General features: G+C 48.1%; 26 protein-coding genes and 1 riboswitch. Of the genes, 11 read left to right on the top strand and 15 right to left on the bottom strand.

The genetic code is table 11. The features are described 5' to 3' along the window. Window positions 1–27 precede the first annotated feature (27 nt). From VP472_RS16235 to modA, 7 genes are all read right to left on the bottom strand, one after another. A complete protein-coding gene (locus tag VP472_RS16235; RefSeq protein ID WP_146275493.1) occupies window positions 28–1,173 on the bottom strand; it encodes an ABC transporter permease in 1,146 nt (381 codons plus the stop codon). 1 nt (window position 1,174) lies between these two features. Then, entirely contained in the window at window positions 1,175–2,269 is a 1,095-nt protein-coding gene (locus VP472_RS16230) for an ABC transporter permease (RefSeq protein ID WP_146275491.1), read from the bottom strand. Window positions 2,270–2,292: 23 nt separating this feature from the next. Beyond that, window positions 2,293–3,228: an ABC transporter ATP-binding protein gene (locus tag VP472_RS16225; protein ID WP_015240573.1), complete on the bottom strand. Its 936-nt coding sequence runs from the start codon at window positions 3,226–3,228 to the stop codon at window positions 2,293–2,295. Window positions 3,229–3,347: 119 nt separating this feature from the next. Continuing rightward, complete coding sequence (locus VP472_RS16220) at window positions 3,348–4,451, bottom strand: sensor histidine kinase (RefSeq protein ID WP_025649276.1); 1,104 nt, start codon at window positions 4,449–4,451, stop codon at window positions 3,348–3,350. A gap of 5 nt (window positions 4,452–4,456) precedes the next feature. Continuing rightward, window positions 4,457–5,104, bottom strand: coding sequence for a response regulator transcription factor (locus tag VP472_RS16215; protein ID WP_070082734.1), 648 nt, complete (start codon window positions 5,102–5,104; stop codon window positions 4,457–4,459). Between the two features lie 93 nt (window positions 5,105–5,197). Continuing rightward, the gene (modB, locus tag VP472_RS16210) at window positions 5,198–5,881 is read right to left on the bottom strand and encodes a molybdate ABC transporter permease subunit (protein WP_070082360.1); all 684 of its coding nucleotides are present in this window, start codon (window positions 5,879–5,881) and stop codon (window positions 5,198–5,200) included. After that, window positions 5,862–6,659: a molybdate ABC transporter substrate-binding protein gene (modA, locus tag VP472_RS16205; RefSeq protein WP_070082359.1), complete on the bottom strand. Its 798-nt coding sequence runs from the start codon at window positions 6,657–6,659 to the stop codon at window positions 5,862–5,864. The genes modB and modA overlap by 20 nt, the downstream gene beginning before the upstream one ends. Window positions 6,660–6,776: 117 nt before the next feature. Here modA and VP472_RS16200 point away from each other — a divergent pair, with 117 nt between their 5' ends. Further along, a complete protein-coding gene (locus VP472_RS16200; RefSeq protein WP_146275489.1) occupies window positions 6,777–7,703 on the top strand; it encodes a substrate-binding domain-containing protein in 927 nt (308 codons plus the stop codon). A 30-nt stretch (window positions 7,704–7,733) separates the two neighbouring features. Here VP472_RS16200 and VP472_RS16195 read toward each other — a convergent pair whose 3' ends face one another. Both VP472_RS16195 and VP472_RS16190 read right to left on the bottom strand, forming a co-directional pair. Continuing rightward, on the bottom strand, window positions 7,734–9,590 hold the full coding sequence (locus VP472_RS16195) for an LTA synthase family protein (protein ID WP_146275487.1): 1,857 nt from the start codon (window positions 9,588–9,590) through the stop codon (window positions 7,734–7,736). 42 nt (window positions 9,591–9,632) lie between these two features. Next, window positions 9,633–10,115, bottom strand: a complete 483-nt coding sequence (locus VP472_RS16190; protein WP_003151759.1) for a metal-dependent hydrolase — start codon at window positions 10,113–10,115, stop codon at window positions 9,633–9,635. A 183-nt stretch (window positions 10,116–10,298) separates the two neighbouring features. Here VP472_RS16190 and sspJ point away from each other — a divergent pair, with 183 nt between their 5' ends. Together sspJ and VP472_RS16180 are read left to right on the top strand one after the other, a co-directional pair. Beyond that, window positions 10,299–10,439 carry a small acid-soluble spore protein SspJ gene (gene sspJ, locus VP472_RS16185; RefSeq protein WP_003151760.1) on the top strand — a complete coding sequence of 47 codons (141 nt, stop codon included), beginning with the start codon at window positions 10,299–10,301 and terminating at the stop codon, window positions 10,437–10,439. A gap of 122 nt (window positions 10,440–10,561) precedes the next feature. Continuing rightward, window positions 10,562–10,743, top strand: a riboswitch (Lysine riboswitch). A gap of 110 nt (window positions 10,744–10,853) precedes the next feature. Then, the gene (locus tag VP472_RS16180; protein ID WP_070082356.1) at window positions 10,854–12,266 is read left to right on the top strand and encodes an amino acid permease; all 1,413 of its coding nucleotides are present in this window, start codon (window positions 10,854–10,856) and stop codon (window positions 12,264–12,266) included. A gap of 55 nt (window positions 12,267–12,321) precedes the next feature. Here VP472_RS16180 and VP472_RS16175 read toward each other — a convergent pair whose 3' ends face one another. Together VP472_RS16175 and VP472_RS16170 are read right to left on the bottom strand one after the other, a co-directional pair. Beyond that, on the bottom strand, window positions 12,322–13,236 hold the full coding sequence (locus VP472_RS16175) for a class I SAM-dependent methyltransferase (RefSeq protein ID WP_146275485.1): 915 nt from the start codon (window positions 13,234–13,236) through the stop codon (window positions 12,322–12,324). Window positions 13,237–13,382: 146 nt separating this feature from the next. Beyond that, window positions 13,383–14,321: an iron-hydroxamate ABC transporter substrate-binding protein gene (locus tag VP472_RS16170; RefSeq protein ID WP_012118425.1), complete on the bottom strand. Its 939-nt coding sequence runs from the start codon at window positions 14,319–14,321 to the stop codon at window positions 13,383–13,385. Window positions 14,322–14,568: 247 nt separating this feature from the next. Here VP472_RS16170 and VP472_RS16165 point away from each other — a divergent pair, with 247 nt between their 5' ends. The 3 genes from VP472_RS16165 to VP472_RS16155 are packed head-to-tail and all read left to right on the top strand — an operon-like array spanning window position 14,569 to window position 17,441. Continuing rightward, on the top strand, window positions 14,569–15,606 hold the full coding sequence (locus VP472_RS16165; RefSeq protein WP_172401312.1) for a FecCD family ABC transporter permease: 1,038 nt from the start codon (window positions 14,569–14,571) through the stop codon (window positions 15,604–15,606). Next, complete coding sequence (locus VP472_RS16160; protein WP_025853867.1) at window positions 15,606–16,616, top strand: FecCD family ABC transporter permease; 1,011 nt, start codon at window positions 15,606–15,608, stop codon at window positions 16,614–16,616. Before VP472_RS16165 ends, VP472_RS16160 begins: the two co-directional genes overlap by 1 nt. A gap of 18 nt (window positions 16,617–16,634) precedes the next feature. Beyond that, window positions 16,635–17,441, top strand: coding sequence for an ABC transporter ATP-binding protein (locus tag VP472_RS16155; protein WP_032858139.1), 807 nt, complete (start codon window positions 16,635–16,637; stop codon window positions 17,439–17,441). Window positions 17,442–17,475: 34 nt separating this feature from the next. Here VP472_RS16155 and VP472_RS16150 read toward each other — a convergent pair whose 3' ends face one another. The 3 genes from VP472_RS16150 to VP472_RS16140 all read right to left on the bottom strand — a co-directional run bounded on the left by VP472_RS16150 (window position 17,476) and on the right by VP472_RS16140 (window position 19,399). Next, entirely contained in the window at window positions 17,476–17,898 is a 423-nt protein-coding gene (locus tag VP472_RS16150; protein ID WP_003151772.1) for a regulatory YrvL family protein, read from the bottom strand. 67 nt (window positions 17,899–17,965) lie between these two features. Continuing rightward, window positions 17,966–19,126, bottom strand: a complete 1,161-nt coding sequence (locus VP472_RS16145) for an oxalate decarboxylase family bicupin (RefSeq protein ID WP_007410043.1) — start codon at window positions 19,124–19,126, stop codon at window positions 17,966–17,968. A gap of 117 nt (window positions 19,127–19,243) precedes the next feature. Continuing rightward, on the bottom strand, window positions 19,244–19,399 hold the full coding sequence (locus VP472_RS16140) for a YvrJ family protein (protein ID WP_003151774.1): 156 nt from the start codon (window positions 19,397–19,399) through the stop codon (window positions 19,244–19,246). Between the two features lie 241 nt (window positions 19,400–19,640). Here VP472_RS16140 and VP472_RS16135 point away from each other — a divergent pair, with 241 nt between their 5' ends. The 5 genes from VP472_RS16135 to VP472_RS16115 all read left to right on the top strand — a co-directional run bounded on the left by VP472_RS16135 (window position 19,641) and on the right by VP472_RS16115 (window position 23,984). Beyond that, entirely contained in the window at window positions 19,641–20,177 is a 537-nt protein-coding gene (locus tag VP472_RS16135; protein ID WP_146277416.1) for a sigma-70 family RNA polymerase sigma factor, read from the top strand. Beyond that, window positions 20,174–20,410: a sigma-O factor regulator RsoA gene (rsoA, locus tag VP472_RS16130; RefSeq protein WP_003151778.1), complete on the top strand. Its 237-nt coding sequence runs from the start codon at window positions 20,174–20,176 to the stop codon at window positions 20,408–20,410. The genes VP472_RS16135 and rsoA overlap by 4 nt, the downstream gene beginning before the upstream one ends. Window positions 20,411–20,583: 173 nt before the next feature. Next, complete coding sequence (locus tag VP472_RS16125; RefSeq protein WP_070082352.1) at window positions 20,584–21,303, top strand: response regulator transcription factor; 720 nt, start codon at window positions 20,584–20,586, stop codon at window positions 21,301–21,303. Then, window positions 21,300–23,042: a HAMP domain-containing sensor histidine kinase gene (locus tag VP472_RS16120; RefSeq protein ID WP_146275483.1), complete on the top strand. Its 1,743-nt coding sequence runs from the start codon at window positions 21,300–21,302 to the stop codon at window positions 23,040–23,042. The genes VP472_RS16125 and VP472_RS16120 overlap by 4 nt, the downstream gene beginning before the upstream one ends. Before the next feature lie 63 nt (window positions 23,043–23,105). Beyond that, complete coding sequence (locus tag VP472_RS16115) at window positions 23,106–23,984, top strand: SMP-30/gluconolactonase/LRE family protein (protein WP_070082350.1); 879 nt, start codon at window positions 23,106–23,108, stop codon at window positions 23,982–23,984. A 50-nt stretch (window positions 23,985–24,034) separates the two neighbouring features. Here VP472_RS16115 and VP472_RS16110 read toward each other — a convergent pair whose 3' ends face one another. Then, window positions 24,035–24,826, bottom strand: coding sequence for an SDR family NAD(P)-dependent oxidoreductase (locus tag VP472_RS16110; RefSeq protein ID WP_017418937.1), 792 nt, complete (start codon window positions 24,824–24,826; stop codon window positions 24,035–24,037). Between the last annotated feature and the right edge of the window lie 109 nt (window positions 24,827–24,935).

Here is a 24,935-nt window from a genome sequence, read left to right as displayed (position 1 = left end):
AACAGCCCTTTACGGGGCTGTTTTTCTTTACATAAATGTCTGTGTCTGACGTTTTACGCTGAACCTGTATGCGGCTATTAATAACAGGGCGGCGGCGAAGGCTCCCAAAATGATGATGTTCAGCGTCAGGCTTTGGAGCGTGCGGCCGTGCTGCAATTGATCGACCGTATCAAGCACCCAGCGCTGAGGCAGAAATTCGGCGATTGTCTGCACTGTTTTCGGCATAATATTGCCCGGAAAAAAGCAGCCGGCGAGCAAGCTTGTCGGCACGACGATCAAGTTCAAAAGCGCCGATGCCGAAGAGCTGCTGTTGGAAAAACCGACGGCAATAAAGGCGATCCCGATTGCGCTTAATGCAAACAGCATCATCAGGACGAACAGCTGCCACAGCGGGAATGACGGATGAATATGAAAAGCGGCGCCCATAAAGAGAACGGCGAATAGAATTTGGACGGCCATGATGATCATATTCACCGCCGCGTTCGCCAATACATACTGCTTTGACGTGATCGGCGTTGACAGAAGCCTGTAGTACGTCCTGTTTTCTCTTTCTTTAATCATCAGTTCCGTCAGGTTGCCGGCGGAATAGAGCATAATGATAATGAGATACCCGATGACTGAGTAAGTCATTTCTTTATGGTTCGATGTATCTTGTAAAACAGCGGACTCCGTTTGAATCGGAGAATGCTTGAAATCGGCGTACATCGCCTGAAAGGCCTTCGCGTCTCCGCCGGAAGATTTGCCGATTGAGGCGGCGCTGTTCATATAATTGTACAAATAAGAGCTGACATATCCGGTGACCTGGGCGCCTTTCAGCGAGGTCATGCCGATGTGAGACGGTTTCCCGTCTTTTACGCTTTGGGAGAAGCCTTTTTCAAACGTAATGAGCGCCTCCATTTTTCCTGAAGCGATCTTTGATGAGGCGGACGCAGCCGTTTCCTCCGAAATCTTCACATGATCCAGTCCTTTTAAAAACGTGACCGTATCCTGTGCCACTTCTCCGCCGTCTTGATTGAGAATGCCGATATTGAGCGTTTCGGCTCCGCCGTTGGCATTGGTCATGAAGGAGAGGAAGACGCCGATCAGCGGAGCCCCGATATAAAGAATGAGCTGTTTTTTGCTTTTTGTAATTCCTTTGAGAGTGTGTGCAAACAGCCACCAGAAGTTTTTCATATTACAGTCCCTCCCGTCTTTGAAACGTAAATGCGGCGATCAGCAAAAAGAGTGCCGCCAATGCTGTATTTAAACCGAGTGCAGGCCATGCCGCTGATACATCATTTGCGTAAATGATGTTGTTAATCGCCTTATTGATCCAGGATAAGGGCGACAGGGCGGAAATTCCTCCGCCTTCATATTTGTAATAGGCGCCGCCGATAATGGACATTACCTGAACGATGATGACGGTGATTAATCTGGCGCTTTCGGGTTTTCTGGTCAAATAGCTCAGGCTGAGCCCGAAGCTGACGGCCAAAAGAATTTCAGAAACGAGAATCAACAGCACAAGTCCTATGTGGCTGCCCCAGTTCGCTTTCAAGATAAATTTGCTGAAGGCGACAACGGCAAGAATCGTCAGAACATTCACAGCCAAAATGCCGAGCATCTTTCCGAGAAAGATATCGCTTTTCCGGAGCGGGGCGGCGATCAGGCGATCCGCGGTGTGCCGTACTCTTTCCCCGCGGAATAAGGAGCTGGCAAAAATCGAGGCGTACAGCCCGATCATCGTCGTCATGGATATCGCGTAAAAATCTTTCGCCTTCGGTTCTTTCGCTTTGTGTAAAGACGTCTGCTTTATATAATCGCTTTTGATTTGTCCGGCGGAAGGTGCCTTATGCGCCTTGTAAGCGGCGGCGCCTGCTTTGTATTGATTGGTAAAAGCGGTCAGCATGCCTTGGACGATCGTGCCGTTGATGCCGCTCCGGTCATTTGTACAGACTTGGAACCCGGTGTTTTTTACAGTGACGAAAGCATCCGCCTGATTTTCTCGAACCTCGTTTTTGCCTTTTGCCTCCGTGTCCGCTTTTTGAAAATAGACATGCTCTTTTTTGGCGGCTTTCATAAACTCAGTAAAATCATGAGAAAGAGGGCCGTTTGACTGGTCCGTATATACCACCTTGATGTTTCCGACCGTCACCTCTGAATCAAAGGCGTTAGATAATGCCGCGGTGAAAATCAGCATGAAGACAATCGGAAAAGCAAGCATGAAAATAAAAGTCCGTCTGTCGCGGAAACTGATTTTGATTTCTTTCCCGGCGATGTGCAGAATATTCATTTGCAATCCTCCTTTCAGTTGGGTCAGTCGCGCAGGCTTCTGCCTGTCAGCGTGAGAAATACCGTTTCTAAGTCAGGGGCCTGTTCCTGCAAGGAGCGGATTTCAATGCCTTTGTCCATGAAGTACCGGATCAGGCGGTTTAAATTGTTGACCCCTGTGTCAGAGCTGATTTTCACGCTGTTTTCTTCCAGTGCGGCGGCTCTGACGCCGGGCAGCTCCTGAATATCGCCGAGGCTGATGCCGTTTCCGGATGACAGCTCAATCACGACGTCCTTCGTGTCGGTAATGATGGAGGTCAGCTGTTCTTTTGTGCCTTCGGCGATGACTTTTCCGTGGTCGATGATGGCGATGCGCGTGCATATTTCTTCCACTTCCTCCATGTAGTGGCTCGTGTAGATGATCGTGCATCCCATTTCATTGAGCTTTTTCACTGATTGCAGAATATAATTTCTTGATTGCGGGTCAATGCCGACCGTCGGTTCATCCATGATGATCAATTTCGGCCGGTGGGCAAGGGCGCAGGCGATATTAAGCCTGCGTTTCATTCCGCCGGAAAAATGCTTCGGCAAATATTTGTGTTTATCGCTCAAGCCGACGAATGTCAGGGCTTCCTCGACCCGTTCTTTCAGAGCCGCTCCTCTCAGGCCGTACAGACCTGCGAAGAACTTCACATTTTCATAGGCGTTTAATTCTTCGTAAATCGCGAGGTCCTGAGGGACGATGCCGATATTCATTTTCGTTGCTTTGCTATATTTGAAAATATCTTTTCCGAGAAACAGAATGTCTCCGCCTGAAGGTTTTAAAAGACCTGAGATCATATTGATCGTCGTGCTTTTTCCGGCTCCGTTTGCGCCGAGAAACCCGAAAATCTCACCTTCTTTTACGGCAAGCGACATCTGGTCAACGGCGGCATAATCACCGAATTTCTTACTCAGCTGTTTGAGCTCCAAAATGTTCATGTTTCCACCTCTATGTCTTATGATGCTCTTATTATAAAAAAAAGAATGAACGGCCGTTAGTGCAGCTGTTCATTCCTTTGACATGAGAATCTTCATATTTTTCACATGAAAACATTCACTTATTCAACCGGAAGCAATGTCGTGACGGAAAAACCGGCCGTGCCGTCAAAAATAACGGTTCCGTGCAGGACGGCCGCCCGTTCTTCCATACCGAGCATGCCGAGGCCTTTTTTAAAGCGGACGGCGCCGTTTCCGTTATCTTTCACTTCCGCTTTCACGGCTTTATTCAGTACATGGATATCAATGAAAATCTGCGTGGCATCGGCGTATTTCATCGCATTGGTCAAAGCTTCGGTTACGTTTTCCTGAATGACTCTCCAATGCATTTGCGTCAGCCTGTCCAAATCGCCTTGATGCGTAAACGGAACCGGCATCCCGTTTTTGGCCGAAAATTCATCAATAAACGTTCTTAATCTGTGAATGCCCATTTGTTCAGCGGGCGGTTTCATATTTTTCAGCGTTATGCGGATATCCTCTATGCCCTCTTTGGAAATGGTAATGGCGTTTTGGAGCAGTTCAGCCGCTTTGTCCGGATGGGAGCCGAGCATCCGCTTCGCCGCTTCCATCTGAATGAGCGCGCCGGTCATGGAATGGCCGATTTTATCATGGATGGCTTGGGATAATCTGTTTCTTTCCTCGAGTTTGCCGGTGTACTCCGATTGTTTGATATATTCCGTGCTGCTGTGCAGCTGTTTCGTCAGTTTTTCAATGCTTGAGCGCATGATGTCCGACTGTTCTTCATATTTCTTCAGCCGATTGCCGGACCGGGCGGCCAAAACGAATATCGCCAGACAGAACAAGGTCATGACGATATAAGTCGGAAGGTCGCCGTACGGGATAAATAAAAACGGCAAAAACACGAGCAGGCAGAACACATAGCGGTGAACCGGATATTCGGCAAGAACCGCAAAAATGGCGGGCGGCAAAAGAAACAGAAACGCCGGATGGCCTAAGGCGGAAAGCCAAGCGGTCAATGCCAGCGCCATGAGGGTGATCCCGCGCCTCCAAACGGGCGGCCTGATCATGCAGACCGCGATGCCCAAAGACAGATAAAGCAGCAGAAACAAGACGGCGTACGGCGTGTAAGGGCGGTCAGCCGATACGAACAAAAAAGCCGTATAAAAAATAGCGATCAGTCTGCTCATCAGCATCCAAAAATCCATACCGTTCAACGCCCGTTATCCACCTTCCCGGTGATATAAAAAATGGCGATCTGCGTTCTGTGCTCAAGCCCCGTTTTCCCTAAAATAGATGAAATATAATTGGCCGTCGTCCCTTCAGAAATGAAAAGCTGTTTTGAAATTTCCCTGTTCGACAGTCCTTTCGCAATAAGCGACATGATGCTGAGCTCTCTTTCAGTAAACTGGCTTTCATTAATCTGATGCGCGGCTTCCGCCGGCCGGAAAAGGCTGTCTTTTATTTTGTCCAGCACGGTGTCCTGGAGAATGCTGTGCCCGTTGAAAACGCTTTTGATCGCATCGCGGATCCGTTCCGGTTCGGTGTTTTTTAATAAATATCCTTTCGCGCCGTTTTTAATCGCTTCTAAAATATACTCATCGTCGTCAAATGTCGTCAGGATCATCGGCTTCGTATCCGTTTCCTCAGCGATTCGTTTTGCGGCTTCGACGCCGTTCATCACCGGCATGCGGACGTCCAGCAAGGCGATATCGACGGGGTTGTGCTTACAATACTCTGCCGCCTCGAGTCCGTTTTCCAACGTTGCCGATACAGTAAATTCCTCATATGTATGCAAAATGATTTTCATTCCTTCTCTGATGAAAGAATTATCATCCGCGATAATGACATTAATCTTCATAGCCGCACCCTTTGTGTGTTTTTGTTTCATTATATACCATCCGATTTTAAATCAAAAAGCCTCCCGGTGAAAGGTGCGCGGAAGGCGGATCGGTCAAGCGGGTTTTTTCAATTGGATGAAAAACAGCATCAGAAAAGAAATGATCACAATACAGATCACCCACACCCAGGCGAGTGTTTCATTGCCGGAGTCCATCGCGACGTAAATCGCTGTCGGCAGCGTTTGGGTGACGCCGGGAATATTTCCCGCAAACATTAAAGTCGCTCCGAATTCACCTAGCGCCCTTGCAATACTGAGAATGCTTCCGGTCAAGAGGGAGGGAAAGGCAAGCGGGACGGAAATACGGGTGAACACCTGCCACCTGCCGGCTCCGTCTACTTTCGCCGCTCCCTCGATGTCAGCATCAACCGCGGCGAAGCCGGTTTTAGCGGACTGATACATAAGCGGGAAGGCGACAATGGCCGAAGCGATCACCGCGGCCGACCACGTGAAAATGACGGGCTGGTGAAAAATCCGCTCAATCGCCCGGCCGATAAAGCTGTGCTTCCCGAAAATGATAATGAGAATGAAGCCGACAACGGTAGGCGGAAGAACGAGCGGGAGCATAAACAGGGTCTCCACAGCCGTTTTTCCGGGAAATCGCGCTTTCGCCATCCAGGCGCCGGCAAGCGTTCCGAGAATGATGACGGCGAAGCCCGACGCCAAAGCCACCTCAAACGACAGTACGACGGGAGTGAAAAACTCCGAAGCCGTAATGTTACTTGGCAGTAAATCCATATTTCTTAAACACTTTCATCGCTTCATCTGACTGCAGATACTGATAAAACGCTTCTGCTTCTTTACGGTGCTTTGTATCCTTGACGATGCCGACAGGATACACGATCGGATCGTGCGTTTTCGCCGGTGCTTCATCGGTGATTTTCACCTTTTTCGAAATCAGTGCGTCTGTTTTATAGACAAGCCCAGCATCGACATTTCCGGTTTCAACATAAGAAAGCACCTGGCGGACGTCTTTTGCATAGACGACTTTATCTTTTACCTTGTCCCACAGGGATAATGCCGTCAGTGACTGTTTGGCGTATTGTCCGGCCGGAACGGATTCAGGCGTGCCGAGCGCGATTTTTTCCGTCCTGTCTTTTTTCAGGTCATTCAGATGTGTCAGGTGTGCGCTGTTTTTCTCAGGCACGATCATGACGAGATCATTTTTCAAAAGATCCGTGCTGTCCTTTTTGTCGATATCTCCGTCATGAACGAGCTTTTCGAATTTATCTTCGGCTGCCGAGAAGAATAAATCAGCTCCCGCGCCTTGTGAAATTTGTTTTTGCAATGTGCCTGATGATCCGAAGTTGTCTTGAATGGTTACGTTTGAATGTGATTTTTCGTAGTTGGTCTGGATTTCTTCAAGTGCATCCTGAGCGCTGGCTGCCGCAGAAACGGTCAGCGTGACTTTTTCGTTTTGTCCGCCTTTGGACGATTGTCCGGATGAGCAGCCCGCAGTTGCGAGGAAAACGGCCATAGCCGCAGTTGTGAGTAGTGTCGCTTTCTTTTTCAACATTGTGCACCCCTTATAGCTAAATATCATTAGATCAAACTAATTATAACGCAATTGTACGTGATGGTGCGGTTTTTTTTCAATATCTGAACAGTTATAATAAAAACGGAGCGTGATAATATGACAGAAGCCACTTCCTATACAATAGAAGAAGTTGCGGGCCTTTTGAAGGTCTCCAAACTGACAGTATATGATTTGATAAAAAAAGGACTCATTCCGGCGTACAGGGTCGGAAGACAGATGAGGGTCGATGAAGAGGACTTAAAACAATATAAAGCAAACATGAGAATGTCAAAAAAGCCATCCGCAGCAGAAGCGCCTGGCCCGTCACGCGGGCGGGAGCCGGAAAAAAGGCAGTCCGTTATCATCAGCGGGCAGGATGTGTCGATGGACCTCCTCAGCAAACAGCTGGAACAAACAATACAGGCGGCTCCGCTCCGCAAGTACAGCGGCAGTTTGAACAGCCTGATCGAGATGTACCGCGGGGCCTGTGACATCGTCAGTCTGCATTTATACGATGGGGAGACGGGGCAGTATAACATCCCGTATGTGAAGCGCATTCTTTCAGGTGAGCCGTTTGCGCTTTTTCATGTCGTGCTTCGTCAGGCCGGATTATATGTGAAAAAGGGCAATCCGCTGAACATTCAGGGCTTTCAGGACATGAGCAAAAAGGATGTCCGCATCGTCAATCGTGAAAAAGGATCAGGCGCGAGGGTGCTGCTGGATGAACAGCTCAGATCATTCGGCATCACGCCGTCTGATGTCGCCGGATATCATGACATTGTCACGGATCATCTGTCAGCGGCTTCACAAGTATCAAGCGGAAAGGCGGATATCGGAGTCGGGTCGCAGCATGCGGCGCATATGGCAGGCACGGACTTTATCCCGGTGATCAGTGAGCAGTACGATGTGGTTGTGTTAAAACAAAACCGGGAGCTTGTTCAAAGCGTGCGGGACATTCTTAATTCTGAGGAATTCAAGTCTCAGCTTTCTCAATTATCCGGATATGATACGAAAATGACAGGACGGCTCATATATGAAACATGAAAAATCCCTCCATATAACGGAGGGATTTTTTTATTGCTTATAAAACCGCAGCAGGTCGCCGTTTAATATTTTATCGGAAAGCATCAGCTCTTGTTCCGCTTTTTCTTTCTCATCGCTGCACGCGCTCATGTCAGAAAGCGGTTCACCGGTTTTGCGGCTGTAACACGTATTTTTCGTATAAATATGGTCATCCGTGATAAAGCTGCCGTTTCTCAGCACCGCAAACGGTGTCCGCTCTCCGGAAAACAGATCATTGCCGAACTGAATGCTGCCTTTCGTTTCAATGCCGAGCAGGTGAAGCAGCGTCGGCCTTACATCAACCTGTCCCGCGGCCGAAGCAATCGTTTCCGGCGCACGGTCGGTCACCCCGGGAATATGAATGATAAACGGCACGCGCTGAAGCTGAACCGTATCAAACGGAGTGATTTCCTCTTTCCCTAAGAATTCGGCAAGTCCTTGATTATGGGCTTCGGATATACCGTAATGATCTCCCATCAGGACGATCATCGCGTTGTCATACAGCCCTTCTTTTTTCAGCTTCTTGAAAAAGTGTTTCAGAGCCTCATCTTCATAGCGGACCGTCGTCACATAGCGGTTTAATAACTCGCTGCTTGTGTCCGGTTCCTCAATGAGCTGATCCTGTTGATCAATTTCAAAAGGAAAATGGTTGGTCAAAGTCAGCAGGCTTGCGTAAAACGGCTGCGGAAGCTTCTTTAATTTTTCCGCTGACTGTTCGAGAAACTCCTTATCTTTCAGGCCCCAGCCTGTTGAATTTTCCTGTGTCACCTTAAATTCATCCGCGTCGAAAAAACGGTCGATTCCGAATGCCCCGTACATCTCATCCCGGTTCCAAAAGGCTTTATGATTGGCATGCAGAACGGCTGAATAGTATTGATGATCTTTTAACATATGGTACATCGTATTGAACCGGTGGCCGCTTTTTGTAAAAAAAACGGCGCCGCTTGAAGACGGATACAGCGAATTCGCAGTAATGAATTCTGAATCTGAGGTTTTTCCCTGTTCAGTCTGCTGATAAAAATGAGTGAAGTCATAACTTTTTTTTCGCAGTTTGTTTAAAAACGGGGTAATCTCCCGTCCGTTGACCCGCTCATCCATTACAAAACGCTGTGTTGATTCGAGCGTAACAAAAATCACATTGCGCCCCTTTGCAAGCCCGAATTTTGAATCAGACGGCCTGCTGTAGCCGGCTTGAGTGTAATTCGCGACCGCCGCAAGGCTGTCTTCATCGGCAAACGCTTTAGCCCCTGCATTCAGCGTCTGCGAAATGGTGTCATACAAATGAAAGTGGAACAGGCCGATTCCTTTTACGAGCGCTTCACGATCAAAAGGGTGCTTGAACAGCTTCGGCTGCTCGGCCTCAGACAGCGCAAGGTTGCACAGCATGAGGCCGGCTGATGCCCACGCATACGCTTTAACGGTACGGGCGCCCGCTTTTCCTTGATCGGCTTTATGCCTTTTACCAAGATAAAACAAAACCGCAATATCCAAAAATAAAGCGATATAAAGCGGGTGAAACAGCTCTTGGACGCTGCTTCCCATATCACCCATATTGCTTGCCTGAAACAAAACCGGTATGGTGATAAAATCAATATAAAACCCGTAAAACACCGTATTCGCGATTAAAATTCCCGTCAGCATCACATTTGCCGAAAGCAGAAAGATTCGCTGTTTTTTTTCCGTCAGCAAGAGGGCGATGCCGAACAGCGGCACAATGAAGCTCAGCGGATTAATGAGAAGCAGACATTCCTCAAGAACCGAATTGTTCTGCAGACCGAAACCGAGCTTATACACGGCATAGGTTTTCATCCACATGAACAGGATGGACAGGCATAAAAACCACTGATTGCTGAAAAAGGTTTTCTTCATATGTATGACTCCTCACCCTAAAAGCGAAAAGACGCTTTTTGTTTAAGAGATGCGGCCGTGAACCAGTTCGTATAAATAATAGCAGGATACAATCGTTAAGCCGGCCAGCACAAGCTGCTCCGAAAAGCTCCCCGTTCTCATATAAAGGGGAAGACGGAAGCGGATGGCGGACGGAAACAGCAGTTTAATGCCGTTGACGGTCCATGCGTCAAGCACAAGGTGGCTTGCCATTCCGATCATCAGTCCGGCGGAAATGCTCGGATTCGGAATATAGGTTGCCGTAATGAAAAACATAATAAGCATAAACAGCAGGCTGTGTGTAAACGTTCTGTGGCCGAACACCGTGCTTACGATCTTGGACAGAACGGGCAGCGTTCTGCCGATTTTGCTTTTCGTATGGCATATGTCGGGAATCAGCGCCCCGAGGGCACCCGCTGAGGTCATAAGGACCGGATCATACCCATAATAATACGCAATTGCGGAACAAGAAGCGATGCCTCCCATGATGTGTGTTTTTCCTGTCATTTTTCGCTTCTCCTTTTTATTTTTGCCAAAATCCCCTGAATTACAAATATATCAAGAGAATGCATGTTTGATCAACAAACTTTACCTGTTCCGCCAAAAGGAAGGAGACGCGGATTCCGCATATTCTGCCGCGGAAAAAGACACATTATAGGTGTACCTATATTTGATAAAGAGGTGATACAGATGGCTTTCTTTAACAAAGAAAAAGGAAAAAACAGCGATAAAAACAAAAACGTCATTCAAGGCGCGCTTGACGACGCCAGTGCAGCGCTGAAAGACGATCCGCTTCAAGAAGCTGTTCAAAAGAAAAAAAACAACCGCTGACCATATAAGACGGGTAGGGCGAACGCTCTATCCGTTTTCCGTCTAATATTTCCCTTTGACAGATCTTTTTATCTCTGATAACCTCTGAGTAGAATTGAATGATAAAAATCCTCACTCTTTCTCGGTGAGGTAGAGGTTGCGCTTGATGATGAGTCGCACATGCCAGGCTGATAAGGGGCCGCAAAACATGTGTTAAAGGCATCAGCGCCGAAGTGTAAAGAAAGCCGATCCTTCTTTATGCTGGGACTGTATCTGAATAAGTGCAGGACTGCCGCGTGCTTTTTCGCGGAGGGCTATCCGGAGATCAAGGGTGTGTGTGTTTCTTTAAGCATGGACTTTTGTTCAGGCTTTTTTTGCGTGTAAATATGGTCTCGGGGTCTGGTCCGTACGAATGAACAACCAGGAGGTACAAGAATGGAACAGACGAAAAAATGGGGTTTTTGGTTATTAACGGCGTTTGTCGTAGGAAATATGGTAGGCTCGGGCATCTTTTCGCTTCCGAGTACGCTCGCAAAAATCGCGAGCCCGTTCGGCGCCACATCGGCATGGCTTTTAACGGGAGCCGGTGTGTTAATGATCGCGATGGTCTTCGGCCACTTATCCATCCGCAAGCCTGAGCTGACGGCGGGGCCGCAAAGCTATGCGCGTGCGCTGTTCAGCGATCGGAAAAAAGGGAATGCAGCGGGCTTCACGATGGTGTGGGGCTACTGGGTGGCGAGCTGGATCAGCAACGTGGCGATCATCACGAGCCTTGCCGGATATTTAACATCATTTTTCCCGATTTTAACGGATAAGCGTGAAATGTTTTCGATCGGCGGTCAGGCGGTTACGCTCGGCCAGCTGCTGACGTTTGCCGTATGTACAGTTTTATTATGGGGCACTCACACGATCCTCGTCACCAGCATTAACGGTGCGAGTAAATTAAATTTCGTCACGACGTTTTCAAAAGTATTAGGATTTATCTTCTTTATCATTGCAGGTTTGTTTGTATTTCAAACGTCGTTTTTCGATCATTTTTATTTTCCAGTTCAAACAGGTCCTCACACGGTTGAGGGAATCGGCGGACAGATCCACAATGCGGCGATTTCAACATTATGGGCGTTCGTCGGAATTGAATCGGCAGTCATTTTATCCGGGCGCGCCCGTTCGCAGCGCGACGTGAAACGCGCCACCATTACCGGATTATTGATCGCGCTCAGCATCTATATCATCGTGACATTGATTACGATGGGCGTGCTTCCGCATGGTAAGCTTGTCGGCTCGGAAAAACCGTTTGTTGACGTATTGTACGCGATCGTCGGCAGCGCGGGAAGCGTCATTATGGCGATTCTGGCGATTTTGTGTCTGTTCGGAACGATGCTCGGCTGGATTCTTCTCGGTTCTGAAGTTCCGTATCAAGCGGCGAAATCAGGAGACTTTCCCGCTGCTTTTGCAAAAACGAATAAACAGGGAAGCCCGGTTGTGTCGTTAATCGTAACGAACGTAATGTCACAGATCTTTATCTTTTCGGTTATTTCCCGGACGATCAGTGACGCGTTTACGTTTTTAACAACGGCGGCGACGCTCGCTTATCTGATTCCGTATCTCGTGTCAGCGTTTTACAGCCTGAAGCTCATTTTTACGGGTGAAACGTATGACGAGATAAAGGGCTCAAGAGTAAGAGACGGTATCATCGCCATCCTTGCCTGCATTTATTCTTTTTACGTCATTATTACCGGAACGGCCGATTTAACGACCTTTATTCTCGGTATCGGGCTGTTTTTCGTCGGTTTGCTGTTATATCCTTTCGTCTCAAAGAAATTTGCAAACAACAGACAATCGGTATGACAAAAAAAAGACATCTCACGTCTGTGAGATGTCTTTTTTTGTTGGCGGCAGCGGATTACTTTTTGACGGCGTGTATATAATGAATGGTCTCAAATGCGGTTAAATGGTCAGTGCGTCCGCTGAAAAAACGGTCATTGACGTCCGCCGGAGATACATGTTCAAAAATAAGCAGACCTGATGATTCTAATATTTTTTCGATTTCTTTATAACTGAAACACGATAACATCGGTTCTCCGCCTGCTGCAGCCATTTTCACCATGTTTTCCACTCTGTTTGACAGTCCTCTTTCTTCAAAAAGCGACTCATCTGCATAATCAAACACGATAGAGCTTCCCGGCGGGACTTCGGCAAATAATTGTGTGAGCAGGCGGGCGAGATGCTCTTTCGTAAGATAGTATGACACTCCGAGCAGGCTGAAAAAGGTTTTTTGGCGTGAAAAACCTTCCTGATACAGACGGCTGAAAGAAAGCGAAGCGGCGAAGTCCATCGGTACAAAATGAAGATGATGGGAAATGTCGAGATTCAGATGTTTCAATCTGTTTATTTTGTCTTCCTGTGAAGCGGGATGATCGATTTCAAATATGTCTAAGGCGTTTGTCACTTCAGGATGTCTGAAACAGAAAGTATCCAGTCCTGCGCCAAGGATGACATACTGTTTGGCCCCGAGCTTCACTTCATTCAAAAGCATTTCTTCACAATATGCGGCACGGGCTAACGGTGTAGGAGACAGCTGTACTTGAGTCACCCATTTTAAGATGACATCCGGTTGGCCTTGAAGCCTCTGTGCCATGTCTTTACTGAAAAATGATATACCTTGAATGAGATGATCGCGGATGTCCGAATGCTCTTTTTCAGAAATCAGATCTTGTGCCAAAAAATCATCAAATATCACCGGGGTGTCGTATTTACTGTGGTACGCCCTTCCGAAAGCGGACAGCAGGGAAGTCATACTCGCCTTGTTTTCTTTCATATAAAGATCCTCCGTTATTTACATCAATCTCCGGCCGGGAGAATCTTATTATACATGTTAATCCAAAAATGTAAATTATAGCATAAATAAATTTTCTTGTCAAGTTTTAGGCGTAATAAAAAGCCGCTGTGACAGCGGCTTCGGGGTTACTTCGTTAAGCTTTTTGTGATGTAGTCGAGCTGGCCTTCAAGTGAGATCGGGTCTGAGAAATAGAAGCCGATCGGATCAATGCGGTAGACATGGTTTTGTTTGACGGCATCGAGGTTCTTCCAGATTGAGCTGTCAAGCACGCCTTTGTCGTCACCGCCGGCCTGCCATGGCCCCATAAAGATGTAGTCTCCCGCGAAGTCAGGCAGTTTCTCGAGTGAAATGCTGGCGTAGCCCGGCCCTTGATTAATGGCTTTTTCCTGCGTCAGTTTTGTGGCCTTCAGCCCGAGTTTGTCATAAATAATGCTTCCGCCGCGGCCGAAGTCTTTACCGAATACATAGATGTCTTTTCCGTTTGTCTGCATGATGGAGATGGTTTTTGAGCCGACCGCTTTTTGAACCTTTGTTTTAGCGGCAGCGGTTTTTTTATCCCATTCAGCCAGCCATTTGTCTGCTTTATCTTCAGTGCCTGTCATTTTCGCAAACTCTTTGAATTGATCAATGTTGCTGAGCTTGTCATATTTAATGGCGATTGTCGGCGCGATTTTTTCCAGTTTTTCAATGTCGGCGCCTTGTGTCGTCCAGACAACGATTAAATCCGGCTTTAAGTCAATGATTTTTTCAACGGACGTGCCGTCGCCGATGTTTGTGACACCTTTTGTTTTCCCTTTGTAATAAGGGTTTTTAAATACGTTTTGCGGCGCGCCGACAACATTGATGCCGAGCTGTTTGAAGTCGCCGTAGTAGCCGTCAGCCATGACGACGACCCGTTTCGGGTGCTTCGGAATTTTAATATTGCCGTTTTCGGCTTTATACGTGATGGTTTCTTCTTTTTCAGAAGAACCTTTCGTGTCTGAAGAATTGCCGCATGCGGCCAAAGCGGCGATGAGCAGCATGGCAATCAGCGCTGCGCCGATTTTCTTGTATGTATGGAACATCTGACATTCCTTCTTTCATAAAAATTAGTGATAAAGAGAATCATTATCAGTGTGATTATATCACTGCTTTCATAGAGAAGCACGCTCTTTTTTAAGAAAAACTTTCTTTTTTTATATGAAATTAGGTCTATTAAAAGAGAAGATAAAAGTGCTATACTGAAACAAGTCATTGATAATCATTATCATTACCATTCTTGTTTTGAGAAAGGAAGAACGAGTGTTGGGTCTATTGAAAAAGAAACAGACAATGACGGCTCAAGGGGCATCAGGGAGTGAAATCCAGTGGACGGCGCGTTCATTCAGAGCGGCTGTGCTGCTGTGTGCCGGTATTGCGGTTTTATTGATCGGCGCGGCTCTGTCTGTTTCCATCGGAGCTGCCGATATTCATCTGCGGACGGTGTGGGATGCTCTCTTTCACTTTCAGCCGCAAAATACATCTCATCAAATCATACGCGATCTGAGGCTGCCGAGAACCGCCGCCGCCGCGCTCGTCGGGGCTTTTTTAGCTGTGTCCGGAGCGATTATGCAGGGGCTGACGCGGAACCCGCTTGCTGAGCCTTCCATTATGGGCGTGACGTCGGGGTCAGGATTTGCGATCGCATTGGCATTTGCTTTTTTTCCGGGTCTGTCTGCGGCGGGACTTGTTTTGTGGTCCTTTGCGGGAGCGGGAATCGGAGCGCTTATTGTGTTTGGCATCGGCCTGTTTTCAAAAGGCGGGCTGACACCGGTGAAGCTCGCGCTGGCCGGTACGGCAGTCGGCTATTTCTTAACGGGGCTTTCAAGCGCGATTGCGATCCGTTTTGATGTCGCCCAGGATGTGAAGTTCTGGTATGCCGGAGGAGTGGCTTCCGTGAAATGGGAAGGCGTGCAGCTGCTGTTGGCGGCCGGTGTTATCGGACTATTGCTGGCATTTCTGATTGCGCGCTCAGTGACGGTGCTGAGCTTGGGTGAGGAACTGGCCAAAGGGCTCGGGCAGTACACATCGCTTGTGAAAGTAATCGGAATGTTTGTCGTTGTCCTCTTGACGGGGGCTTCAGTCTCAGTCGCCGGAGCCATTTCTTTTATCGGCTTGGTGATTCCGCATATCACCCGATTTTTAGTCGGGGTAGATTACAGGTGGATCATTCCTTGTTCGGCGGTATTCGGCGCCGTTCTGTTAGTCTTCAGTGATATTGCCGCAAGACTCGTCAATGCGCCGTTTGAAACACCGGTCGGCGCTTTAACCGCCCTTATCGGCGTTCCCTTTTTCTTTTATTTGGCGCGCAGGGAAAGGAGAGGGCTGTAATGAATGTAAAATCGAAAAAACCGCTGGCGGTCATGGCCGTTACGTTTGTGCTCATATGCATCGTCTTTTTTATCAGCTTAAACATGGGTGTGATCCGGATTGCGCCACTTGATACGATGCGTGTCTTTTTCGGACAGGGGGATGCCCGGGATCAGCTCGTTTTATTTGAATTCAGACTGCCGCGCATGGTGCTTTCATTGCTTGTCGGCGCAGGAATCGCGGTTTCAGGCGCGATTTTTCAAAGCGTGTCTCAAAATGACTTGGCGGAGCCGGGCATTCTCGGTATTAACGCCGGGGCGTCTTTGGCGGTCGTTCTGTTTATCTTCTTTTTCCAAGGGTCAGCTGTTGATCTAAGCATGGCCAGTACATGGCTGCTTCCGGTGAGCGCTTTGGCGGGAGCTTTTCTGGCTGCGCTGCTCATCTATGTGCTGGCTTGGAAAAAAGGCGTTTCACCTGTCCGGCTCGTTTTGGTCGGGATCGGCGTCAATGCGGGGTTTAATGCGCTTCTCTTGATTTTTCAGCTGAAAATGGACCCGCGGGATTTCATGCAGGCGCTTGTATGGATTTCCGGTTCGATTTGGAACGCCAATTGGAAAATGGTGCTGTCCATTTTGCCGTGGCTGCTGGTTCTTTTACCGTTCAGCCTCTATAAAGCCAGGTATTTAAATGTGCTCCAGCTCGGTGATCAGCTGGCGGCGGGGCTTGGCACCAGGGTTGAAAAGGAGCGGCGCGTTCTGCTGATGTCCGCCGTTGCCCTGACCGCGTCATGTGTTGCGGCAGCCGGCGGAATCGCTTTTCTCGGACTCATTGCGCCGCATTTGGCCAGAAGGCTTACCGGGCCGCGCCACCAGACGCTTATTCCGGTTTCAGCTTTGATCGGAGCATTTTTATTTCTGCTTGCCGATACGCTGGCGAGAAATGTGCTTGCACCGTCCGAAGTTCCCGTCGGCCTGGTGATTTCCGTACTCGGAGCGCCGTATTTTGTATATTTGCTGATGAAAACGAAATAGAGGAAGGAGACTGCCGCGATGAACTCATTATCGGCGGAACAGCTTACTGTCGGTTATGGCGACCGTTTGATAGCGAAAGAATTGGATATCGCCATCCCGAAAGGAAAAATCACAACGCTGATCGGTCCGAACGGCTGCGGAAAATCGACGGTTCTCAAAACGATGTCAAGAATCATGAAACCGAAATCCGGCGCCGTCTATTTAAACGGACAGGCGATCATGCAAAAATCCACGAAGGACATCGCCAAGGAAATGGCCATCCTTCCGCAGACGCCTGAAGCGCCGAGCGGGCTGACGGTGTACGAACTTGTTTCTTACGGCAGGTTTCCGCATCAGTCCGGAATGGGCCGCTTGAGTGATAAAGACCGTGACATGATCAAATGGGCGCTTGAAGAGACGGGAATGACCGAATTTTACGACCGGCCGATCGAAGCGCTTTCCGGGGGACAGCGGCAGCGTGTGTGGATCGCCATGGCGCTCGCTCAAGAAACGGAGCTGCTGCTTCTTGATGAACCGACCACTTATTTAGATCTCGCCCATCAGCTTGAAATTTTGCAGCTGCTGGACAAATTAAACAAGGAGCAGGGCCGCACCATTTTAATGGTCATTCACGATCTGAACCATGCCGCCCGTTTTTCCCATTACATGATCGCCCTGAAAAAAGGGCGCGTCATCAAGGAAGGAACGGCGGAGGAAGTCATGACTCCCGGCATATTGGAAGACGTGTTTCAAATTGACGCACAGATTGTAAAAGATCCGCGCACGAACAAACCGGTCTGCTTAACCTACGATTTAATCCGGCATGAAAACGCAACGGTAAGATGAAAAAAAAACGCAGAGCCATTCCGGCCTGCGTTTTTTAGTGCGCCCGGGGCTGCTTTTGTCCGGAGACGCATTTATCCAAAACGAAAAAAACCCCCGCCACAATCAGCTCCTCCGTCGTTGACAGCCAAATCTTTTCAATCAGTTTATCCGTCGTATACGCAGTCATCCAGAGGAACAGCAGCTGAACGGTGCCGGCTAAAAGGAGAAAAGGCAGCCTGCCCGTCCCAAAAAAGGTAAAGCTATGTATCATCAGCCGTTCAAGCGGTTCAAAACATAAACCGAGAAGAATAAAAAGCACGGAAAAAAGCAGGACGTACGCCATCGATCCGTAGCTCGTCCCGGCTAATGAAAATACGGCCATCATCACGATGAAATACCCGAATAATACAGCAGCGGCTGCCAGGGCATACCGGAGCACCTGAAGAAAAAACATTTTCGTCCCGTTTTGATTGATCATCTGTTCAGCTCCTTTTCACACAGAGGAGACTTGCAGAGACGGAACTCTGCAAGTCGGGTGTGTATCATCAGCATTTCTTTTTGACGACAGGGTGTTTCTCTTTCGAAAGAATATCCGTAAAGTCTTTGCCCAGATCCAGATGCTGCTGGACGAATTTCTCAGGAAGCATGGCAAGCCATTGGTTCAGGGACACATCGGCATAGTGGTCATCCTTGAAGATTTCCAGGAAGACGAGCGGCTCATCCCCCAAATTCTCCACATAGTGGCCCATTGCGAACGGAACGTAACCGACATCCCCGGCCTGATAGTTAAATGTTCTTGCATGGCCGTCCGATGCAAAAACCGTCATCCGCCCTTTACCGGAAATATAATACTGCCATTCATGCGTATTCGGATGCCAGTGCAGCTCTCTCATTGCGCCCGGTTCGACTACGACAAGCGCTGAAGCGATCGTTTTGGACACTTTGAAGTTTGTGGAATCCGCGATATATACTTTGCCGCCGTCCGTCTCAGCAGTCGGACCTTCATCCAGCAGGCGGTAAGTGAACGGATAAGGCACTTCGCCGTTCGGGCCTTCCACAATGTCATCTTTCAGCTTCCCGGGAACCGGCTCTTCAAAGATATATTTTTCTTTCCCGGGCAGGCCGGCGAGGTCTTTTTCTGAAACCCCGAAGTTGTTGGCGATGACATCAAGCGGCGTGTGGGCAAGCCAGTCAGTCACTTGGAATGTGCTGTTTTCTGAGAAGGAACCGTCATCAAACACCAAGAGGAATTCACAGCCTTCTTTCAGCGCCTGAATGGAGTGCGGCAGGCCTGACGGGAAGTACCACAGATCTCCTTCCTTCACGTCATCGATAAAACTGCGTCCCTGTTCATCAACGATCGTGACCCGCGCTTTGCCCGTCAGCATATATGCCCATTCGGCTTCTTTATGCCAGTGCAGTTCACGGATGGCGCCCGGTTTTAAACGCATGTTGACAGATGCCAGATTTTCAGAAATCGGCAGCTCGCGAACGGTCACCTCACGCGCGTATCCGCCCTTTTCCAGCCGGTTGTGCACATCTGAGAAAGAGAATTTCATATTATCCACTGTGCCGTGATCCGTTTCCGGCGGCGTCAGCATATCCGGATTTTGGCGGTCTCTTTCAAGATTGCGCGGAATCGTGACGGTCGCCCCTTTGTCTCCTCTGATCGGCTGCGGGATATTGCAGTTGTTTTCTTTTGACATGTAAATCGTCTCCTCTCAAGCTTTGTTTTTTCAGAAAGAGAATGTGAAAGGCCTTTCGTTTTCCCTTCTGCTTTGTTAAGTGATGCGTTCCGATGAAAAGTCAACTTCGTGTGAAAATTAATTTTTCATTTTCTGCTCTTTCAGTTCCGTCATCAGTTCGATCAGGGCGTCAAACTTCTTCTCAAACCGTGTGAGAAGATACATGGCAATCAGAGCCGGAAAGCCGAGATTGCCGATCTGTCTGACCGCTTCTTCTATAAAAACCTGATCCATTGTCAGCCACCTCCTGACTTGACCTGCAGTCATGTATATAAGTGAAAGAAAGAGCGGCTCCTGTAAACCTGATATCCCGGTTGAGGGTCTTTTTTTGTTCCGGCAAATCCGGGACATAAGGAGTGCGGAATCTTAGTCGGAAAGGAGTAGTTTACTTTTTTTTGCTTTCTTTCATTTAATTTAAATAGGGGGCGGTTTTATGGACTATCAAGTTCTTTTACGGTCAAAATGCAAGGAAATTATGAAACATCCGATCGTTAAACATTTTTTAAGTGACCCAAAGCATTACGAGAAATTTAAAAATGTGCTGGAACATTCAGACGAGAAGGATGCAAAATCACTGGACGATCATTTTAAACAGTTTTATAAGGAAATCCGGATCATCAAATATATGAACTCTATGATCCGGATTTTCTCCATCGATTTTGACAAGCGCATCCGTAAAAATCAGAAGCGCTATCCGCTGACGGTGGATCAGCCGGAGGGAGGTGAAGCGTTTCCCTATGAAATGGGAAAAGACGCGTATGAAGAGTTTCTGCGGAAGCAAGGGGATTTGAGCCAGCATGTCCAAAACCGTGATTTATACGAAGCGCTTCAGACGTTAACCGATAAACAAAAAAGCGTGCTGACGAATATTTATCTTCACGGAGCGACGATGAAAGAGATTGCCGAGTCGCTGGGTGAATCACGGCAGAACATTTCCAATATTCATAAAAAAGGGCTCGACAATCTCAGAAAGCAGCTGGACAAGCAAAAAAAGGGGGAAAATAAGCAGTGAACGGGCCATTTGACTTCAACAAAGAGAACACAGATACCGACGAAATGGAACTTTTGATTTCGCGTTTTTCGCCAATGATAAAAAAAAAACTGAGCAATACATCATACCAGGAAAGAGAAGACCTTGAACAAGAATTGAAGATTAAAATAGTTGAAAAAGCGGACATGCTGTTATGCCAGGAAGTGCCGGGTTTTTGGGAATTTATTCTTCATCTTATAAATGAAAGCTCCTGACAAAAGCGGCGGAATGATGGATATTCTGCTCTGACAACGTGAGAAAAACGAGAAGAGATGTCCGGTCTCGTTTTTCTTTTCTGTTTCCCCGCAAGACCTCCGCACTAAAAAAGTACCAAATCTTATCCATATAATGATATGATGAAAAAAACAAAGAGAAAGGAACGTCCAAGGTGGAAAATGCGTCAATTTTAATTGTAGACGATGAGAAGGCGATCGTTGATATGGTCAAACGCGTTCTCGTCAAAGAAGGCTATCACAACATTAAGACAGCCGGAAGCGCTGAGGAAGCGATTGAGTTTGTTAAACATGAATCCGCGGATCTGCTCGTGCTGGATGTGATGATGGAAGGCATGTCCGGTTTTGAAGCATGCACCGAAATCCGGAACTATACCGACGCTCCGATCTTTTTTCTGACTGCCCGTTCGTCTGATGCGGATAAGCTGTCAGGATTTGCATTGGGAGCTGACGATTATATAACAAAGCCGTTTAATCCGCTCGAATTGGCGGCGCGGATCAGAGCGACGTTAAAGAGAACCTATAAGCGCGAAGAGAAAACGGCAGTAAAAACGTATTCATACAGCCATTTTTCCTATTCGCCGCAAAACGCCGAGCTGATCGTCGGGGGCGAGCCCGTCAGCTGCTCCGCACAGCTTCTGCAATTGCTTCAATATTTCTGTGAACATCCTGATGTGGTGCTCTCTAAAGATCAGATCTATGAAAAAGTGTGGGGATATCCGTCTTACGGCGACAACAACACCGTCATGGTTCACATCCGCAAGCTCAGAGAAAAGATTGAAAAAGACCCCAGCAATCCGTCCTATATTGTAACGGTGCGCGGCCTCGGTTATCGGTTTATTCCCGATCAAGGAGAAAAAGGAACCCGCTCATGAGAATGCGCGGAAAATTTCTGCTCCACTTTTTCGGACAGCTTCTGCTTGTCATCCTGCTGATGTCCGTTTTGGCCGTCGCTTCTTTCTTCTATTTGGATTGGCGTTTCAGCGAAGCGGAAGCCAATGCGGGACTGACCAAAGCGACGGCAGACTCGTTTGAAGCGTGGCTTGATAAAAACGAAGACGGCACATGGGATGTCGATGAATTTTTAAAGATGTCGGTCAGAAAGCAGAAGGGCTGGCTGCAGATCATTAATGACAAAGAAAAAACGGACTACGCGTACAGAGTGCCGAAAGACGTCCCGAGCCATTACAGCAGAAAAGACCTCTTATCCATTTACCAGTACCGGAATTTTGACAACTACAAGCTGAATTACTGGACGGTCACGATAAATGATGAGACCTATTTGATTCTGTTCGGCTGGAAATCCGCCAGTGAGCAGCTTCTCACTTACATCGAATCACAGGAACCATCCCTCGCTTCCCTTTCTCAATATAAAAAAAGCACGGTTGATTATATTAAACGGGAAAAAGGGGCGGTCTACCTTCTCGAAGACAGCGGCAGACTGCTCGGGGATATCAACAGCATGAAAAAAGAACGGAACACCGTCAATGAGCTTGAATTGCTGAAATACAGTTCCAAGCCGTGGAATTACAAACGGGAAATTTCTTTTAAAAGACTCGATAAAACGAAATGGATGGTCGCGTCGGTGCCGAACCCCGTGTACATCCCCGATCACGAGTTTAACAAATCATTTTTGAGAAATGTGATGAAAACCCTCTTCCTCTTGATCGGAATCCTGGTATTTATGATCTGCATCCTGACCATTTGGTACTCTTTCCGTTTCGGCTGGCCGCTGTTTCATACCATCAAATGGCTTGTCAATTTATCAAAGGGCCGGCTTGAAGAGCCGAAGAACCGCAAAGGACAGCCGGTCAGCAAAAACAAAAAAGGCAAAACAAAACAGCCGTTCCGCTTTTTCGCCGAGATTTTCGAATCGATGGATCAGCTGACCGACACGCTGAAGCGGGATAAGAAAAACAGAGAAAAAATCCAGGCGACAAGGGAAGAATGGATCGCCGGGCTGAGCCATGACTTAAAAACCCCGCTGAGCACGATTTACGGCTACAGCATGATGCTTGAATCGAAGCAATACGACTGGACACCGGAAGAAGTCAAAGAAATGGGGCAGATCGTCCGGGAAAAATCAGAATATATGTCGAAGCTGATTGAGGACTTAAACTTAACATACCGCCTCAAAAACGCGGCCCTCCCGATCGAACGGCGGCTGATCAACGTCGTGCCGTTTATCAGAAACGTCACGAACGATTTTACGAAAAACACGTTCTCGGAAGGCTATGACATCGCCTTTGAAACCAAAAAGGAAGACATTCTTTTCGCCATTGATGAAGCGTGGTTCCGCCGTATTCTGGAGAATCTGCTGGCAAACGCGGTTAAGCATAATAAGAAAGGGACAGCCATTCGGGTCGTGCTTGAGGAATCTGCCGAACAGCTCATTCTGAAGGTGAAAGATAACGGAAGAGGAATGGACGATGAAACGATTCACCAGCTGTTTAACCGTTATTACCGGGGAACGAATACGAAGGGGCCGTCAGAAGGAACTGGACTCGGGCTCACCATTGCCAAAGAGCTGGTTCACCTTCATAACGGAACCATCCATGTCAACAGCAGAATCAGCGCCGGAACGGTGATTACGATTCTTTTTAAAAAAGATTGAGTTTGGACGCCGCTTTGTCGGGAATAACAATAGAAGACTGACAAGCAAAAGAGGTGTTCACACATGGAAGCAGCATTACGAGCAGATACGAGAGCAGTTATCGGAGAAGGCCCTTTATGGGACAAGGATAAGGAATGCCTGTACTGGGTGGATATACTGGGCAGCCAGCTCCATATCTTCACTCCGGCTGACGGAATCAACCGTTCCGTTAAATTCAAATCATTTGTCACGGCTCTGGCCTTGTATTCAAAAGAAGAGCTGGTGATGACGATGAAAGACGGGTTTTACCTGTACAATCTGCGGGAAGACACATTGACGAAGATGAAGCAGCCGAAAGACATGCGGGAAGATATCCGTTTCAATGACGCAAAATGCGACCCGTCCGGCAGATTATGGGCGGGAACGACGAGCATGGAAGGCAAAGAAGAGGAGGCTTCGCTGTACCGTCTGAATACGGACGGCAGCCTTGCCAAAATAAAAGACCAGGTCTCCACCTCGAACGGTTTGGATTGGGATCGGGACCGAAACCTGATGTACTATATTGATACTCCGACGCAGGAAATCGTCTGTTATGCATACGATCCTGAAACCGGAGCCGTATCAGATCCGAAAACGGTCTACCGCTTTCCGGAGTCGCAAGGATCTCCCGACGGAATGACCATTGACCGTGACGGAATGCTGTGGGTGGCTCTGTTCGGAGGCGGCCGTGCCGTCCGGATTGACCCGTTTTTGCATAAGGAAATTGCATCTATCGAAGTTCCGGCGAAATACGTCACCTGCTGCGCGTTCGGAGGCAGAGAATTGAACACGTTATACATTACGACCGCGACGGAAAAATTGACGGAAGCCGAAAGACTTGAGCAGCCGCATGCGGGCGGCCTGTTTTCAGCAGAGCTTGAGACGGGCGGCTGGGAGCCGGTTCCGTTTGCAGGCATGATGTAAAAAAAGCCCTGGCATATGGGGAAGTTCCCCTTGTGCCGGGCTTTTTTGTGTTAAATGGAGCGGATGATGCCGCCTTCAACCCGCTGTGCGGTGCCGTTAATGGCAGAAGCAGCTGATGAAGCGAGAAATACAATCGTATTGGCGACTTCTTCCGGGGTTGCATAGCGCTGAATTAAAGATGTCGGTTCATTCACTTTAAAATAATCCCGGACGAAGCTGTCCGTGTCTTCTCCGGCAGCCTTTGCGGCTCCTTCCATGTAAGAAGCGACGCCTTCGGTCCATGTCGGTCCCGGCAGCACGGAGTTGACCGTGACATTTGTGCCTTTCGTCATTTCCGCCATTCCCCGGGACAAGCTGATTAACGCCGTTTTCGTCATTGAATACGGAATCATTTGCGCAAGCGGTTTGACACCGGCTTCACTGGAGATGTTCAAAATCCGTCCGCTGTTTCTTTCAAGCATTTGCGGCAGAAAACGCCGGCACAGGCGCACGGCGCTCATAACATTCACTTCAAAATACCGAGTCCATTCATCATCAGACACCTCAGCGAAGTCCTTTACTTCAAAAAAACCGAGATTATTGACGAGAACATCGACTTCCCCGATTCCGCCGGCGCGCTTGATCAAGTCATCCGCCTCATCCTGACGCGATAAATCCGCAGCGATGCCGTGAACCGTTCCGTAAGCGGAAAGCTCCTCAACCGTCCGTTCCACAGTTTCTTTTTTTCTTCCGTTTACAATCACCTCGGCGCCTTCGGCTAAAAAGCTTTTTGCCGCGGCTTTTCCGATCCCTGAAGTTGATCCTGTAATCAACACGAGCTTTCGTTCAAGCTGTAATTCCATGATAATCCTCCTTTTTACACCATTGTGTAACAGTATACATGATGAATTTTAGTGTGTACGAACAATTTGCTTTCATGCAAAAAGGGCGGATATACAAGCCTTAAAGACT

Origin of the sequence: Bacillus sp. MT(2024), from assembly GCF_036362845.1 — a bacterium.
Classification (GTDB): Bacteria; Bacillota; Bacilli; order Bacillales; family Bacillaceae; genus Bacillus; species Bacillus velezensis.
Note: the sequence above shows the minus strand (reverse complement) of the source record. Positions and strands in the feature narration are given on the sequence as shown.

Excerpts from the sequence above, each read along its gene's own strand:
- VP472_RS16110 (WP_017418937.1), bottom strand. The coding sequence starts at position 24,826 with ATGGAATTACAGCTTGAACGAAAGCTCGTGTTGATTACAGGATCAACT.
- VP472_RS16200 (WP_146275489.1), top strand. The coding sequence starts at position 6,777 with ATGACAGAAGCCACTTCCTATACAATAGAAGAAGTTGCGGGCCTTTTG.
- VP472_RS16225 (WP_015240573.1), bottom strand. The coding sequence starts at position 3,228 with ATGAACATTTTGGAGCTCAAACAGCTGAGTAAGAAATTCGGTGATTAT.
- modB (WP_070082360.1), bottom strand. The coding sequence starts at position 5,881 with ATGGATTTACTGCCAAGTAACATTACGGCTTCGGAGTTTTTCACTCCC.
- VP472_RS16145 (WP_007410043.1), bottom strand. The coding sequence starts at position 19,126 with ATGTCAAAAGAAAACAACTGCAATATCCCGCAGCCGATCAGAGGAGAC.
- VP472_RS16175 (WP_146275485.1), bottom strand. The coding sequence starts at position 13,236 with ATGAAAGAAAACAAGGCGAGTATGACTTCCCTGCTGTCCGCTTTCGGA.
- sspJ (WP_003151760.1), top strand. The coding sequence starts at position 10,299 with ATGGCTTTCTTTAACAAAGAAAAAGGAAAAAACAGCGATAAAAACAAA.
- VP472_RS16140 (WP_003151774.1), bottom strand. The coding sequence starts at position 19,399 with ATGGATCAGGTTTTTATAGAAGAAGCGGTCAGACAGATCGGCAATCTC.
- VP472_RS16180 (WP_070082356.1), top strand. The coding sequence starts at position 10,854 with ATGGAACAGACGAAAAAATGGGGTTTTTGGTTATTAACGGCGTTTGTC.
- VP472_RS16230 (WP_146275491.1), bottom strand. The coding sequence starts at position 2,269 with ATGAATATTCTGCACATCGCCGGGAAAGAAATCAAAATCAGTTTCCGC.
- modA (WP_070082359.1), bottom strand. The coding sequence starts at position 6,659 with ATGTTGAAAAAGAAAGCGACACTACTCACAACTGCGGCTATGGCCGTT.
- VP472_RS16220 (WP_025649276.1), bottom strand. The coding sequence starts at position 4,451 with ATGGATTTTTGGATGCTGATGAGCAGACTGATCGCTATTTTTTATACG.
- VP472_RS16115 (WP_070082350.1), top strand. The coding sequence starts at position 23,106 with ATGGAAGCAGCATTACGAGCAGATACGAGAGCAGTTATCGGAGAAGGC.
- VP472_RS16195 (WP_146275487.1), bottom strand. The coding sequence starts at position 9,590 with ATGAAGAAAACCTTTTTCAGCAATCAGTGGTTTTTATGCCTGTCCATC.
- VP472_RS16190 (WP_003151759.1), bottom strand. The coding sequence starts at position 10,115 with ATGACAGGAAAAACACACATCATGGGAGGCATCGCTTCTTGTTCCGCA.
- VP472_RS16155 (WP_032858139.1), top strand. The coding sequence starts at position 16,635 with ATGAACTCATTATCGGCGGAACAGCTTACTGTCGGTTATGGCGACCGT.
- VP472_RS16215 (WP_070082734.1), bottom strand. The coding sequence starts at position 5,104 with ATGAAGATTAATGTCATTATCGCGGATGATAATTCTTTCATCAGAGAA.
- VP472_RS16170 (WP_012118425.1), bottom strand. The coding sequence starts at position 14,321 with ATGTTCCATACATACAAGAAAATCGGCGCAGCGCTGATTGCCATGCTG.
- VP472_RS16135 (WP_146277416.1), top strand. The coding sequence starts at position 19,641 with ATGAAACATCCGATCGTTAAACATTTTTTAAGTGACCCAAAGCATTAC.
- VP472_RS16150 (WP_003151772.1), bottom strand. The coding sequence starts at position 17,898 with ATGATCAATCAAAACGGGACGAAAATGTTTTTTCTTCAGGTGCTCCGG.
- VP472_RS16120 (WP_146275483.1), top strand. The coding sequence starts at position 21,300 with ATGAGAATGCGCGGAAAATTTCTGCTCCACTTTTTCGGACAGCTTCTG.
- VP472_RS16235 (WP_146275493.1), bottom strand. The coding sequence starts at position 1,173 with ATGAAAAACTTCTGGTGGCTGTTTGCACACACTCTCAAAGGAATTACA.
- VP472_RS16160 (WP_025853867.1), top strand. The coding sequence starts at position 15,606 with ATGAATGTAAAATCGAAAAAACCGCTGGCGGTCATGGCCGTTACGTTT.
- VP472_RS16165 (WP_172401312.1), top strand. The coding sequence starts at position 14,569 with ATGACGGCTCAAGGGGCATCAGGGAGTGAAATCCAGTGGACGGCGCGT.